The organism is Enterococcus quebecensis (genome assembly GCF_001730365.1).
Taxonomy (GTDB): Bacteria; Bacillota; Bacilli; order Lactobacillales; family Enterococcaceae; genus Enterococcus_L; species Enterococcus_L quebecensis.
This window is the reverse complement of record NZ_MIKB01000018.1, coordinates 61,495-76,287: the sequence shown is the minus strand read 5'-3', so window position 1 is coordinate 76,287 and position 14,793 is coordinate 61,495. Positions and strand designations below refer to the sequence as shown.

The following is a 14,793-nucleotide window of genomic DNA, read 5'->3' as shown; positions in this document are numbered from 1 at the left end:
ATTTACCCCTCCCTCGAAATTTCACTATCTACTATTATACGTGATTTTTATGGATAAGGCATTAAAAAAAGCTGACTCATTAAAAATTTTTTCACAAAAAAAGCTCTGACTCTCGTCAGAACTTTTTAAATACATTAAATATGCGTATCTGTGTCTTCTTTTTTTGTTGGTCCGTCCATCGCACGGAACATTTGATTGTAACGCTCTTCATCTTCTTGGTTGTCTCTAATCACCTTTGAAAGCGTAAACGAAGAAGAAATCAATCCAACTGATCCCATTAAATAATATCCTTTAACCATCAATGGCTCTTTCAATGTGTATAAACCAATCAACATCAATGCCACGAAAAAGGCAAATGATCCCCAACTTAGAAATACAAATGCTGGTGTATTTCTGTATGCTTTCTTTTTCATATCTCTCTCCTTTAACAAATAATAATACCTTTTTATTATATCATTACCATTTATTAAATGACAGTCTTTATTTTAATCTTAAAAAAAATTAAACTAGCTAAAAAATCAATTAAAATAACAATTTAAACATTTAAATAAGCAATATCTTTCGGTAAAACAAGTCGTCTCCTATCAATGTACCTGCGCAAGTCAGTCAAGTTTTTGAAAGAAGGGATATCTTCTACGATCATATTAACCTTTTCATCCACCGCTTCAACAGCATAGTTTGATACATAAAGATCGTATCTCTGAGTAAAAATATTTTTTGGTTGCTCATAAAAATGGTTATCTTGGATAGAAAGAGTAATCTTATTTTGGAAATTCTCTTTTAAAATAGAACTAAGTAACTTAGCGTGTTCCCTTCCTAAATCACTTAAAACCAATACAGATAATTGATGTCTCATCTCATCCGTAATCCTGCTAAGATTTTCCCATCGAATGGCCATTTCGTGAAGAATTCCATCTAAATACATTGATCTCCACGGAAATTTCATTTTTGCTTCAAGAACCTCTAGTGCCTTGTTAACGACAGCGGTAAAGACAATAAAATTTTGTTTGATTGCTTTGCTTGAATACAAGTAACGATCATAGACCATAAATTTTTTATACGGAAACATTTTATGTTTCGCATAAATGTACTCAATCAAACGAACGATACTTACTCTACTCTGATCCGAAATTGAGATCGATAAAGCATTTTGGATCGTACTCACTAGTTCTTCTGCTTGATGAATAATATTGGCTTTCTCTTGTTCATTGTCCCAACCAAAATCCCACCAAAAAATAGAATAACAAAAATCCTCATACCAATCATCAGGTAGAACTACTTTGAGAGGTTCTGCAATTTCTTCTATATCAGCTTTAAATTCTCTTATCTCAATCGTTTTTTTAACAAAACGATTGATAGGGTCTTTTCTAGATTGAATCAAGAACCCTTGACGTTCTCTAATAATCGTTACAGCAATGGAATAAGCTAGATGAACCGCCTGACTATCGTTTAACTCCAATTCAAATTTTTCATTTATCTTGTTTGCTAACTGGAATATCAGTTCTTTGTCTAAATGGAACGGCCAATCACGAATGCCATAAACTTCTATAAAATAGCAGGTAAAGAAATAACGAATTTGCCTTTCATCTTTTCCATGAACGAAATAAGGGGAACGGCTCATTTGAATATTTCGTTCTTTCAGCGCTGAGCCAATTAAATTAGACAATCGATACAAACTAGAATTACTTAAAAATAATTTTTTTTCCCAGTAAGAAGCAGATTTCATTGGCTCAAAAAAAATTGATTCTAATAAAGAAAAAGCATTTGATTCTTGAATGATCTCTATATAAATTTCATGAATTGAACGATGAGGGGAAGCAATCAATCGGATCCCAAACTTTCTGGATGTCTCTATAGTCAGATAATCTGACCAACGATCTTCAAGGTACTGGCAATCTTGCATAATGGTTTTTTTCGAGCATTTAATGTTCTCAGCTAAATAATCAGAGGTGATCCAACTACTTGGTCCATTCAATAAATTTAGCAACAGTACTCTTCGATGCATCGACGGTGATAATAGTCTCTCCATCTTATCTCCTCTTTTCATTTTTTTTATAATTATTCTTCATAAATTTCCATTTGTTAAGAATATTTTGAAGAAATCCTTATTTAATAATAATTATAGCATCATATCTCCCTTTTTTGTATTAATCAAAAGCGCAACTCAATTGGTTTATTTATAAACAGCTCTTATTATAAAAGTATAAAAACGCGGATTTAAAATTTATCGATAAATGGAAAATCTCACCACACTTATTGGAGGGATTAGACATGAAAAAAAACACAATAAAACACACAATTATCGTTGGCGCTATCAGCATTTTAGGTGTAGCTTTATTTATTGGTGGATACATTTTCACCGATACTTTCAGCAAAATGAACGGCTTAGATGCTGCGCCCAAAAAAGCAAAAGTTACCTTAATTCAAAATGTCCCTAAAAACAAGGATTTAATTACTTTGTCTAACAACGCTAAGAAAAAACAAAGCACAGAAAAAATACTTGCAGTAAATGTCGCTAAAGATACCACAGCTCCTAAGATTAGTGCGCCAGAAGAAACTGTAGAGCAAAATGCACAAATCAATATTTATGAAGATATCACAGCGACTGATAATAAAGATGGTAATATTACAGACAAAGTTTCTACAAAGGAAACATTGGATACATCTGTGGTAGGTACACAAACCATCCTCTATTCCGTAACTGATACTAGCGGTAATACTGGTGTTACTGAAAGAATCTTTCACATTGTTCCAAAAAGTGAACCTGTAGTTGCTCCACCAGCAGAACAAGCTCCTGTGGAACAAGCTTCTGCACCTGCTGAAGCTACTCAAACAGCTCCTGAAGTTCCAGCAACACCTGCTTTTGCACCAATGACCATTACTATGAGTGGACAAACCATTCCTTATCAAAACGGTGGTCAAGGCAGTGGACAAAGTATCATCGATTCAAACCCTAATGGCGTTGCTTCTACATGGGGAGGCGCAGCTGTTCAGTCAGGTAGTGATGGACAAAATACTCACTTCATCGGTCATAATCCTGGGGCGTTTTCTACAGTCTTCTCATTAGGTGCAGGTAGCCAAATTGTTGTAACCGATGCAGATGGTACACCTACCACTTATACTGTCCGTACACTTCTACAATTAGACGATTATGGAAACGAAGTCGGTACAGGAACTAACTATTGGGATCTTACCGTAGGCACAGGCGGCGGCGAACGAATCACTCTTCAAAGCTGCATCAATGATAATGTTAATTTATTTGTTATCGCTTATAAATAAAAGCAAGAGCATCAATGAGGATTCACCTCGTTGATGCTCTTTCTATCAACTCTGTCGCAATTGTAATTTTTCTTGCCACTGGAGCTTTCTCTTGAATCAATGACAGTATTGTCTCAATAGCTAGCTCTCCCATCCATTCTGTATGGATTTTTATTGTTGTTAACGGAGGACTAACATATTTTGCTACACTGATATCATTGAAGCCAATCACAGAAATATCATCAGGCACCTTAAGACCTACCTCTTGAATTGCTTTAAGAGCTCCAACAGCCAAGGCATCACTAGAAGCAAAAAAAGCACTTGGAAATTTTTTTGGATACTGGTTCAAAAACTGTTTCATCACTTTATAACCACTGGCAACAGTAAACGGAGCCTTTAAAATGAATGCTTCATTAAGTAACCTCTTCTGTGTTAACATCTCTTTAAAAATCATCAACCGCCTATCTTCAAGCACTTCATGACTTCCACGAGTATATTCTTCTCCAGCCAGCACACCAATTTCTTGATGACCATGTTGGATCAAATAAGTGAGGACAGAGGACATACTTTGGTGAAAGTCGATAACTAAAGAGTTATAGCCTAAACCTAACGCATCAAAGTCCACAAATAAAAGATTATCATTCATTTTAAATAGAAAATCAGCTTGTTTTTTATCAAATTTTCCCAAAGCAAGAATTCCGTCCACCTGCTCGTTAGCTAATTCTTCCAAGGATCGCTTGATCAATTCAAGCCCAAGTTCTTCAGCCTTTTTTTCAATCCCTAAACGAATGGAAAGATAATAGATATCTTCTAATTCTTCTGCTTCATCGTACCACTGAACTAATAAGATCCGGGCTCTGACATTTTTTACATTCTTTTTATGTTTTGTATAATTTAGTTCTTCAGCTGCTTCAAAAATTTTTTGCTTCGTCTCAATTCCTACTGAAAGCTCAGAATCGTAATTTAACACCCTTGAAACTGTGGCTGGTGAAACTCCTGCTAAGTTTGCGATATCTTTGATTGTTGCCATCTCATCACCTACGTTCCCTTTATAGACTGTCAATAAACCGTTTAAAAGCTGCTTGACCTTCACTTGTTCGTTTATAAACTCCTGCATCTGCTAAAACACGAGCAAAGATTTTACCTACTTCTTTTTGAACTATTTCTTTTGTATTGCTTTCATTGAAAGAATAAACTTCTTTCATCTGATTTGCCCAATATTTATGGTAATCAGCAATATGGTTTTCTTTATTCAGTAAATACTTTTCTACTTCTTGCAATTCATCATTTAAACGTGGAGGCAGTACTGCTAAGCCCATTACTTCTATCAAACCGATATTTTCTTTTTTAATATGTTGAACCTCTTTATGAGGATGGAAAATCCCGTCTGGATGTTCATCCGAAACATTATTGTCTCGCAAAACCAAATCCATTTCAAATAAATGACCTTTACGCCGTGCAATTGGCGTAATTGTATGATGCGATGTTCCATCTTCTGAAAAAGCTCGAATTGATACCTCTTCATCAGAATAGTTACGCCATTTTTCTAGAATCAATGTAGCTGCTTCAACTAAATCTTCTGAATTAGGACTTTGCAGGCGAATCACAGACATTGGCCATTTGACGACTCCCGCATTCATCAGCGGAAAATCATTCAATTCAAAATATTGTTCGATCTCTGCTTTCTCCATTGGAAAGACATGTCGACCTGCTTGATAATGATCATGAGTCAAAATCGACCCACCTACAATTGGCAAATCAGCATTAGATCCAACAAAATAATGAGGTAACACTTCAATAATTCTAGTCAACCGACGGAATGTGTCTTTTGAGATGACCATAGGACGATGTTCTTCTGACAAGATAATCGAATGTTCATTGTAATAAGCATATGGTGAATACTGAAACCCCCAACTTTCTCCATCTAAGTTCATCCGAATGATCCGATGATTCGTTCTTGCCGGATAATTGGCCCGACCTTTATAGCCTTCATTTTCCATGCATAACAGACATTTTGGATAATTCAGCTGGCTTGCTTGACGAGCAGCGGCAATTTCCTTTGGATCTTTTTCCGGTCTCGATAAATTGATGGTAATTTCTAATTGACCATATTCTGTTTCTGCTGGGAAAACGATATTTTTAGCAATTGCTCGTGTTTTGATATAATCATTTTCTTTACTTAATTTGTAAAAATAATTTGTTGCATCCATCGGATCTTTTTCATAGTGTTGGGCAAAAAGTGCATTCACAACTGAAGGTGGCGGTGTTAAAAAATCCATCAATTGCGCTTCAAAAATCTCTAAACCAACTGATCCTTGTTGAATAATCTCATTTTTTATCGCTTGATCGACTAATTCATCAAGTAATTCTAACGATGTTTTCTCCACAACCGTTGGAGAAATTGTTTCTAACGATTCTTCACCAATCATTGCGAGTACACGATTTTGTAAATAAAGACGATCTAATTCCATCCAACCACCAGCTTGAATTGCTAATGTGACAAAATCAGTAATAGTTTGACTAATTGACACAACGATTCCTCCCAAATTTAAACGTTTAGCGGGCTCATTTAGGCTCGTAGAAAATAGGTTTGTAACGCTTTTTTGACTCAGACAGATTTTATCTTTTTTCTACCCCTTCACTCCTTAGAATTTTGCTTCATAGCGTTTGATACGATCTGAGACCCCACATAGCTAGATAGTAATTAAGGTTGCTTCATGAGGCTAAACCGTGTTAAAAGCTAAACAAGTTTTGTTCAGTATTACTCATATCCTTTTGGATGATTGACATGCCAATCCCAAGCAGTTTTGATGATTTGTTTGATATCTGTCACTTGAGGCTGCCAATCTAAAATTGATTTAGCTTTATCACTTGAAGCAACCAGTTTACTCGGATCACCTAAACGTCGTGGCAACACTTTGGCAGGAATTTCTTTACCTGTGACTTCTCGAGCTGCTTCAAGCATTTCTTTGACTGAATAACCAGTGTTACTGCCTAAGTTGAAGATATTACTTTCGTTTCCTTTTTCCAAATAATCCAACGCAGCAATATGGGCAGCTATCAAATCTTCGATGTAAACATAGTCACGAATACACGTGCCGTCTGGCGTGTCATAATCGTCACCATAAATGCCTAGATACTCTCTTTGTCCCAAAGCAGTTTGTAAAATTATTGGGATCAAGTGTGTCTCAGGATCATGATCTTCTCCAATCGAGGCATCTGATTTAGCTCCAGCAACATTGAAATAGCGCAACGCAACATAACGCATGCCATATGCATTATCACACCATTTCATCATTTTCTCCATCATTAATTTGCTTTCACCATAGGGATTTTCTGGATTAGTCGGCATCGTTTCTACGATAGGCATTTCTTTTGGTTCCCCATAAGTCGCCGCAGTTGAAGAAAACACGATATTTTTAACGCCAAACTCTTCCATTACTTCCAATATGATTTGTGTACCATGAACATTGTTATTAAAATATACCAAAGGTTTTTCTACTGATTCACCTACAAGTGAGCTTGCAGCAAAATGGATCACTCCATTAATCGTTTCTTTTTTGAAAACCTCTTGCACGAATTCTTTGTCTCTAATATCTCCTTGATAAAATGTCGCATTTTCATGAATCGATTGTTTATGTCCAGTCTGAAGATTATCAACAACGATAACTTCATATCCCTTATTGATTAATTGATCCACTGCATGAGAACCAATATAGCCTGCTCCACCTAAAACTAAAATTGACATGTTATTGCCTCCTTACTTCAAATGTATCAGAAATTAAGATCTTTTTCTAACGTATTCTTTATTCTACAGCTTTCTAGCTCCATCATCAATATTTGCAATATAGAAGTCTGCTGAGTAACCAATTTTTTCTTGATATATTTGTCCCACTTGTTTGATAAAATGATTCACCTCTGATTCTTTTACTAGAGCAATTGCACAACCGCCAAATCCAGCTCCTGTCATTCGAGCGCCCAACACACCTGATTGTTTTTGCGCTGTACCTACCAATGTATCTAGCTCAATTCCTGTTACTTCATAATCTTCTTTTAAAGAAGCATGAGAAGCATTCAATAATTGACCAAAGCGTTGTAAATCATTATTAACAAGCGCTTGTTTAGCCTTGATTGTGCGCTGATTTTCAGTTACTGCATGTTTGGCTCGTTTAATCAATTCTTTATCAGCAATCACATCTTTATTTTGTTCAAAAACTTCTTCTGTTAATTCGCCCAAGGATTTGATCGGTAAGATGGTTTGCAAGCGACTCAAAGCTAACTCACATTCTGCCCGACGTTCATTATATTTTGAATCAGCTAATTCTCGACGCTTATTGGTATTCATGATCGCAATCACATACTCTCCAAAATCTGCAGGTACCAATTCATATTCTAATGTATTGGTATCTAACAAAATAGCATGATTCAACTTGCCCATACCGATAGCAAATTGATCCATGATTCCTGAATTCACACCGATAAACTGATTTTCTACACGCTTTCCTGTATTTACTAGATCCAACATATTGATATTCAAATTAAATAAATCATTCAATATAACCCCAGTCAGTAATTCTATTGAAGCGGATGAAGAAAGTCCTGCTCCATTTGGAATCGTTCCATAAAAGAGAATATCCACTCCTTGATCAATAACATAACCTTGTTCTATTAAATAATGAATCATTCCTTTAGGGTAATTCGTCCATTCATCTTCCTTTTTATAAACTAGATCAGTTAATGACAGTTCAATAATTCCTAATTCCGAGAAGTTTTCTGAATAAAGTCGAATTGTTTGATCCTCTCGTTTTCTAGCAACACCGTATGTCCCGATTGTAATCGCAGCAGGAAAAACATAGCCGCCGTTATAATCTGTGTGTTCACCAATCAAGTTGATTCTTCCAGGAGCAAAGTAAACTGATTTTGACTCTTTTCCAAAAACTGAATGAAACAGCTCTATCAATTCATTTTCCACAGTAGTCACCTCTTCATCTTAGTAAATATATTATAAAATATTTACTAAAATTTAACAACAATTTAGTAAAATAATAAAAAAGACAACTAACACTGTATAACCGAGTTCTTCAAAAAGAAAAAATATCCTCTTGCAATAAAAATAGCCCAGCCTGAACAACTTTGCCACAATCTATTGGATTTTTTTCTTACTTTAGTTCATAATAGAGGTGTCTAAATAACTGAGAGGAGAATGTATATGAAAAAGTTTATTTCAGGAATGCTTGTAGGAACAGCAGTTACATGTGCTGCTGTTGTCGGCTTTGCAGCGACTATCAAAAAAACTGTACTTGATCCAATTGAAGAAAAAGAAGATATGATCGAGGAAAACCGTAAAAAAGCAATGCGTAAACGTGTTGCTCGTTAATAAAAAAAGAAGTAAACAGTAAAAGAGAACAATTGAATCAATTGTTCTCTTTTACTGTTTACTTTTCTTCAAAGATACTCCGTGCAATCAAATCAGCTTCACGTAGATTCCACGGATCAGTTCCTGGTCTAGCTGTCGCTGCAGTTAGCCAATGAACTCCCTCTGTTGGGATACCATAACAAAATAGACCTGTTAGTAGTTCTCCTTGTGTTGATTGTATTTGATTTGTTTGGCGATCTACTAAAATTGCTCCAGTTTGATAGAGATCACCTGTGGATAATTCCAATTGATGCAAACTAACTATTTTATCTTTTAAAAGCTGTTGTACTAAGGGATTTATACTGTACTGATTTGCTATTTTTGGTAATCTAGCGTCAATTAAAAAATGAGATTTATATTTTTTATTCGGATACCTTTTGGAAGAAGCAATAAAACAGTCAGCTTCTGTTTCTATCTTCATCTTAGGTCCAATTAATGTAATAATTCCTGCTTCGATCAATGCTTTTAATTCTGCAATTCTTTCTAATGGCGGGCCAATTGAAAGAAATGCATTCAACGGTGTAAACCAATCCCACAACCATTTTTTATACTCATCATTTGAAAATAGTTCATGGTCTATCATAAAACGTACTTCATCTCTTAAATCTTTTAAACAATCTAAAGCAGCACTAAATGGTCCTGATAATGTCCCTTTCTTCGCCTCCAAAAAATCCCAATTCAAATAATCAATGATGAATCCTTGGAAAGAATCCCCCTCTTCTCCACCTTGATCAGGATGTTGAATAATTGACCAGTCCCAGTAATCTTTTTCATCAATTCCATATTTTCCCAGCACTGATTCAGCACCTTTTGTACGGATAAATTCTTCATTAAAACGTAATGGATTAACTTTAGGATAATTGTTTTTGACCAAAGCGGAATAATAAACAAACTCAACTTCTTTTTTCAAAAGTTCAAAAAACTGCTCTGCAGAAAATGTTCCTTTTCGTTTAAACTTATTCAAACTTTTTTCTTTCAAAAAACGTGGTTGATACTCTTCTCCATAATCTTTTTGATTTACACCTCTAGCATGATAAGGTATACCGCGGCCAGAACCAGCAAAAATCTTAGGTTCTTTACCAGAAGGATGATAGATTAATTTCCCAGCTTTATTTTCAAAAATACCTCCACGCTCAATGGTTAGTAAATTGATATAATCAAAGAAAACCAGTCCCAAACCTCTAATCAAAATAGACTTATTTCCCGTGATTGCTTCAAGATATGCGTCCGCTGCATTTTTGGGTGAAGAATAGAACAATCGATGCTCGCTCGCATAAGTTGCCAACTCTTTCTCATTTCCAACCAATTCGTTTTCTTGATGGCCTAAAGCCAAAATAACCTTGTCAACGGTTGTTTCAACTGCTTTGGTATACACTAAGAATTTGTCCTCTTGAATTTTCACTGCCCGCACAGTATCTTTGAAAAATTTAACTGATGTTTGTTCGGTCATTCGAGTTTGTACATATTCGTAGAACCATTTTTGATACAGTCCATATAAAACCCGTGAGCAATGATCATTCGGACCCAAGTCTTCACATTCTTCTATTAGAACTGACTTATTTTTGAAATTATATTTTTGTATAAAAGCTACAGCCTCAACTTTTATCCACTCATATAGATTTGGACCTTTAATAACTGGCCCCTTTGTACTTAATGTTTCATCTGTAAATAAAGTAACTTGAGAGGTTATTGAATTCATTAATAAAGATAAGGGTTGATCTTCACGCCATACTTTCCCACCAGGTCCAAAAGGATCGAACATTGTAATTTGAACAACTTGTTCTCCTCTTGCCCACTCAACAATTCGCTCCAATGCTGAAAGACCTCTGGGACCACCACCAACGATTGCAATTTTCATTTTCCCCCTCCTTTCGCACTAGTTATTTCCTTGTCGTCACCTGTTGTATAGAAGTTCTAATTAGAGCTCTGTATGTTCAGGTTCTTCATTTGAATCATCGTATCTGTATTTTATCGTAATTATTCAAAAAAGAAACGACTTATGCTACTTATTCAAAAACAAAAACACAGAGAAGTAAACGTTGTCCATTATTTGAACCCTCGTTTCTCTCTCTGTGTTTAATTAGTTAAGCATTTTTCTTCTTCGTTTTTCCAGTCCAGCCATCATAGCCGCCTTTTAAAATGTAAAGATCTTTAAAGCCATTTTTACGTAATTGATTGGCTGTACGGATACTCAATGATTTTTTTTGATCATAAAGATAGACTGGTTGATCTTTACGAATTGAATTTAATGTTGTTTTGATTGTTGTATAAGGCATATTACGAGCACCAAGAATATGGCCAGCATCAAAAGAATCCTTTTCACGTACGTCAATGATTTGAGCTTTTCTCATACCTTCTTTAAATTCTTCTTCTGTGATCATTTTAGCTGAACGCTTCGTCATAATTCGAAGATACAGTTCATTTGCTCCCATTGCTAGTAAAATTGTTAATAAAATAATATTGATAGTCCACAAAACGTTCATTCTAAAATCCCTTTCTTACTCTTTCTCCATAAATTGTAATGCTAATGATGCCGCTCCGATAACCCCAGCTTCATTTCCTAGCTGAGCAAGCTTAATCTGCGTGCTGTTACGAACTTCTGGGAAAGTAAATTCTTCAAAATATTTTTGAACACGACTGCGCAGAAATTCTCCTGCAGCAGAAACCCCACCGCCAATCACGATACTAGACGGATTCAAGGTATTTCCTATATTGCCAACTGCAAGTCCTAAGAAATAGCACACGCGCTCAACAACCATCAATGCGAATGAATCATTTGCTTGCGCATAATCAAAGACATCTTTGCTAGACACATCTTGTCCGTCATCGATTGCTTGCTTCAATTGAGAATCTCCCGCATATTCTTCGGACATATGGCGAGCCACACGAACCACACCAGTTGCACTAGAAACCGTTTCTAAACAACCACGTTTCCCGCAAGTACATTCAAAACCGCCTGGATCAACAGTCACATGACCAATTTCACCGGCGCATCCATTCACACCATGTAATAAATTACCTTCTGCAATAATACCACCGCCAACACCTGTACCAAGCGTGATAAAAACGACATCTGGATTATTTTCTCCAGCACCTTTCCATCGTTCACCTAAAGCGGCTACGTTGGCATCATTATCCAAAACAAAAGGAATACCCGTTGCTTCTTCAATTTGTGCTTTTACATTTTGTTTTTTTGTCCAGTTAAGATTGTACGCACCAATTACTGTCCCTTTTTTGATATCTACACTACCTGGTGTACCCATACCAATCCCAATAAAATCATCATGTTTCATTTCATAAAGAGAAATTCGGTGATTGATTGATTCAATGATATCCGGCACAATATGGCTGCCATCGTCCAAAACATTCGTTTCAAGGCTCCATTTTTGCTGAACATCTCCACCAGCTGTTAAAATCGCAAATTTAATCGTTGTTCCGCCTAAATCAATCCCAATCAATTTCTTATCCATTTACTCGGTTCCTTTCCCAGTTCCTCTGCTTTCTTCAATACGATGCTCCCGTTGCAAAACACTTCTTGCGTGAAGATAGGTGTCTCTATCAATCAAGTGACCTTCATAAATATTTTTTAATTCAATCATCATCAACTCGATATCATAAATTCTGGCTCCTACATAAATATAAATACCGAATTGTTTAAATAACTGCTGTACATCATATAACGTTTCCATTTGAATGCACTTCCTTATTATTAAAGAGGCTGAGAAAAAAGCGTTTATTCGCTCACCAACCTATTATACAAGTAAACCGAATTTTTTAAAACCCAAGGCTAGGCAAACAACTAACAGAAATACAAAAATAATCCCTGAAATGATACGTTCATGAATGTTAAATTCTTCCGAATGATCTGGCACAGCCAATGTCGAAGCAACTAATAATCCGCCAATCAACCCGCCAATATGACCCATAATATCAACAGAACTGCTAAACAAATTAAAAATTAAATTGATTACGATAAATGTCGTATAACGTTGAACCATAAATGTAATCGCCGGATTATTTCTAAAATGGCGTCCCAAAATAACAAAAGCACCAAATAAACCAAATAAAGATGTACTTGCTCCAGCTGAGATACTAAGTGGTGAACCAAAGGTAAAGCTAACAACATTTCCAGCAATACCACTTAATAGATAAATCAGTAGATATCGCCAGTGACCGTAAATGTTCTCAACCTGAGATCCAACATAATAAAGAGTCACCATATTTACCGCAAAATGCAACCAACCAATATGTAGAAACATTGGAGTGAAAAAGCGCCAATATTCATGTAAATTGAGAATCTCACTTCGAGACATCGCTCCCCAACGAATCAATACCATACTATTTTCTGAGCCACCTGAAAGTTCTGTTCCTAGAAAAATAATCGTTGTGATCCCAAGTAAAATATAAGTAATTAGAGGTTGCTTTAATATTCTTTTTATTTTCATTTGTGTTTGATAATTCATATGTTCCTCCTAGCTAATAAATAATCGTTTCACAGGCAAGTCAAATGCTTCTACCTGCCAACTTTCTTGAATCTGTTCACTGAATACCAAACTACATGTTTCACCTTGATAATCTTGAAGAAATCGATCATAATAACCACCGCCAAAACCAATTCGAAACCCTTCATGATTAAACACGATACCCGGTACAACTAATAAATTGATTACTTCAGCAGATACTTCTGGTGCCTCAATAGGTTCTTTAACACCAAACGCTGTTTTTTCAAAAGTTGTATCTGGTTCAATTAAATGAAAAGTTAATTTTCGGTCTTTTCCTGCTACAGGCATCAACATTTCTTTGCCTGACTCCCAACCTTTAGCTAACAAAATATGAGTATCAAACTCAAATTCTAAAGGTTTTGTGATTGCGATCGTTTGCGCCTTTTCCCAGCAAGGATCAGTGAATAGTGCTTGACTGATTTCTCGTTCTTTTTGTTCTTTCAGCATAGGATGTTTATGCAGCCATTTTAAGTTTTTCAACCCTAATTTTCTTAAACGGTCTTTCTCCACAGTCAAGCCCTCCTATATTCTAAAAGTTGAACGAGATCGTTCAGCATCATCTGAAAATCATATTTTATCTTTTCTTCAAAAATTTCGTTTTAAATTACAATTCCTAAGTCTTTTTACACTTACTTTGTAGTTTATAGAAAAATACTTAAAATAGCAAACAGATTTCTAGTTTTCAACCGTAAAATCCCTTCTTTTTTGTAACCAGTTGCTGATGGTTTCATATACCTCGATTTTTTCATCTTCCAACAAAATTTCATGACGCAATTCTGCAAATAAAACTAAAGAAACATCTTTTACTCCCGCTGCATCCAACTCTTTTGCTACTTTTCTAGGTCCTTTACCAAAATCACCTACAGGATCTTGTTCACCACTGATGATCAAAATAGGTAAATCTGGTTTAATCTCATCCGTCCAGCCCTTACAATTCGCTCCTTCAACTAAATGAAATAACGTATAAAAACCATTATTTGTAAACGTAAATCCCATTAATGGATCATTTTCATAATTTCTAACATTCTCCTGATTTTTGCTTAACCAATTGAAGCCACCAAGCTCTGGAAAGTGCTTATTGAAAGAGCCAAAAGCTAGTTGATCTAACCATTTATTTTGTTTTTTCGGCGCTGTTAGATTCAAGCCTTTCGTTATAGAAAGAGCTAATGGCAACATTACTGGCTTTTTTCCTGTTCCCATAAAAATAGCTCCCGTTATACCAGCAACATCTCTCTGTAAATAATTACGTAGCGCAAAGGAACCCATACTATGTCCTAACATAAAGTGAGGTAGGTTAGGATATTTGTTTTCAATCCATGTTTTAACCTGATGAATATCTTCCAGTACAAAGGATACAGGTTCTTCTTCACCGAAATAACCATATTCCGGATCATCAGTTGACACCGATTCTCCATGACCTAAATGATCATGACCAATAACGACATAACCTAATCCATTTAAATATTTGGCAAAATCGTGATAACGTTCAATATATTCAGCCATTCCATGAATGATCTGAAGGGTTCCGATGGCTTCTTGCTCTGGTTCCCAACAGATAAAATGACTTGTTATTTTTGGATTAGATGACAAAAAACTATTGTGTTCCATGTATTTACC

General features: G+C 35.6%; 15 protein-coding genes. 2 read left to right on the top strand and 13 right to left on the bottom strand.

All coding sequences use genetic code 11. The features are described from left to right. Positions 1 to 134: 134 nt before the first annotated feature. Both BCR23_RS13685 and BCR23_RS13680 read right to left on the bottom strand, forming a co-directional pair. The gene (locus BCR23_RS13685) at positions 135 to 413 is read right to left on the bottom strand and encodes a YiaA/YiaB family inner membrane protein (protein ID WP_069636056.1); all 279 of its coding nucleotides are present in this window, start codon (positions 411 to 413) and stop codon (positions 135 to 137) included. Positions 414 to 535: 122 nt separating this feature from the next. After that, the gene (locus BCR23_RS13680) at positions 536 to 2,029 is read right to left on the bottom strand and encodes an AcpB/EbpR/MafR family transcriptional regulator (protein WP_069636055.1); all 1,494 of its coding nucleotides are present in this window, start codon (positions 2,027 to 2,029) and stop codon (positions 536 to 538) included. Between the two features lie 242 nt (positions 2,030 to 2,271). Between BCR23_RS13680 and BCR23_RS13675 the strand changes: the two genes are divergently transcribed. After that, a complete protein-coding gene (locus tag BCR23_RS13675; RefSeq protein WP_069636054.1) occupies positions 2,272 to 3,279 on the top strand; it encodes an immunoglobulin-like domain-containing protein in 1,008 nt (335 codons plus the stop codon). Positions 3,280 to 3,301: 22 nt separating this feature from the next. Here the strand turns inward: BCR23_RS13675 and BCR23_RS13670 are convergent, their stop codons facing one another. The 4 genes from BCR23_RS13670 to BCR23_RS13655 form a co-directional block, all read right to left on the bottom strand. Then, on the bottom strand, positions 3,302 to 4,288 hold the full coding sequence (locus BCR23_RS13670) for a LacI family DNA-binding transcriptional regulator (RefSeq protein WP_069636093.1): 987 nt from the start codon (positions 4,286 to 4,288) through the stop codon (positions 3,302 to 3,304). A 19-nt stretch (positions 4,289 to 4,307) separates the two neighbouring features. Further along, entirely contained in the window at positions 4,308 to 5,789 is a 1,482-nt protein-coding gene (galT, locus tag BCR23_RS13665; RefSeq protein WP_069636053.1) for a UDP-glucose--hexose-1-phosphate uridylyltransferase, read from the bottom strand. 230 nt (positions 5,790 to 6,019) lie between these two features. Continuing rightward, positions 6,020 to 7,006 (bottom strand): UDP-glucose 4-epimerase GalE, encoded by a 987-nt coding sequence (gene galE / locus BCR23_RS13660; protein ID WP_069636052.1) that lies wholly within the window; start codon positions 7,004 to 7,006, stop codon positions 6,020 to 6,022. A gap of 63 nt (positions 7,007 to 7,069) precedes the next feature. Further along, positions 7,070 to 8,230, bottom strand: coding sequence for a galactokinase (locus tag BCR23_RS13655; RefSeq protein ID WP_069636051.1), 1,161 nt, complete (start codon positions 8,228 to 8,230; stop codon positions 7,070 to 7,072). Positions 8,231 to 8,467: 237 nt separating this feature from the next. Here BCR23_RS13655 and BCR23_RS13650 point away from each other — a divergent pair, with 237 nt between their 5' ends. Further along, positions 8,468 to 8,635, top strand: coding sequence for a DUF3042 family protein (locus tag BCR23_RS13650; RefSeq protein WP_069636050.1), 168 nt, complete (start codon positions 8,468 to 8,470; stop codon positions 8,633 to 8,635). 58 nt (positions 8,636 to 8,693) lie between these two features. Here BCR23_RS13650 and BCR23_RS13645 read toward each other — a convergent pair whose 3' ends face one another. From BCR23_RS13645 to BCR23_RS13615, 7 genes are all read right to left on the bottom strand, one after another. Continuing rightward, positions 8,694 to 10,532, bottom strand: a complete 1,839-nt coding sequence (locus BCR23_RS13645) for an FAD/NAD(P)-binding protein (protein WP_069636049.1) — start codon at positions 10,530 to 10,532, stop codon at positions 8,694 to 8,696. Between the two features lie 226 nt (positions 10,533 to 10,758). Beyond that, positions 10,759 to 11,157 carry a rhodanese-like domain-containing protein gene (locus tag BCR23_RS13640; protein ID WP_069636048.1) on the bottom strand — a complete coding sequence of 133 codons (399 nt, stop codon included), beginning with the start codon at positions 11,155 to 11,157 and terminating at the stop codon, positions 10,759 to 10,761. 15 nt (positions 11,158 to 11,172) lie between these two features. After that, entirely contained in the window at positions 11,173 to 12,144 is a 972-nt protein-coding gene (locus BCR23_RS13635) for an ROK family glucokinase (protein WP_069636047.1), read from the bottom strand. Continuing rightward, complete coding sequence (locus BCR23_RS13630) at positions 12,145 to 12,363, bottom strand: YqgQ family protein (protein WP_069636046.1); 219 nt, start codon at positions 12,361 to 12,363, stop codon at positions 12,145 to 12,147. Positions 12,364 to 12,426: 63 nt separating this feature from the next. Further along, positions 12,427 to 13,137 (bottom strand): rhomboid family intramembrane serine protease, encoded by a 711-nt coding sequence (locus BCR23_RS13625; protein ID WP_069636045.1) that lies wholly within the window; start codon positions 13,135 to 13,137, stop codon positions 12,427 to 12,429. Between the two features lie 9 nt (positions 13,138 to 13,146). Next, positions 13,147 to 13,686, bottom strand: coding sequence for a 5-formyltetrahydrofolate cyclo-ligase (locus BCR23_RS13620; protein ID WP_069636044.1), 540 nt, complete (start codon positions 13,684 to 13,686; stop codon positions 13,147 to 13,149). A 165-nt stretch (positions 13,687 to 13,851) separates the two neighbouring features. Then, positions 13,852 to 14,784, bottom strand: a complete 933-nt coding sequence (locus BCR23_RS13615; RefSeq protein WP_069636043.1) for an alpha/beta fold hydrolase — start codon at positions 14,782 to 14,784, stop codon at positions 13,852 to 13,854. Positions 14,785 to 14,793 lie beyond the last annotated feature (9 nt).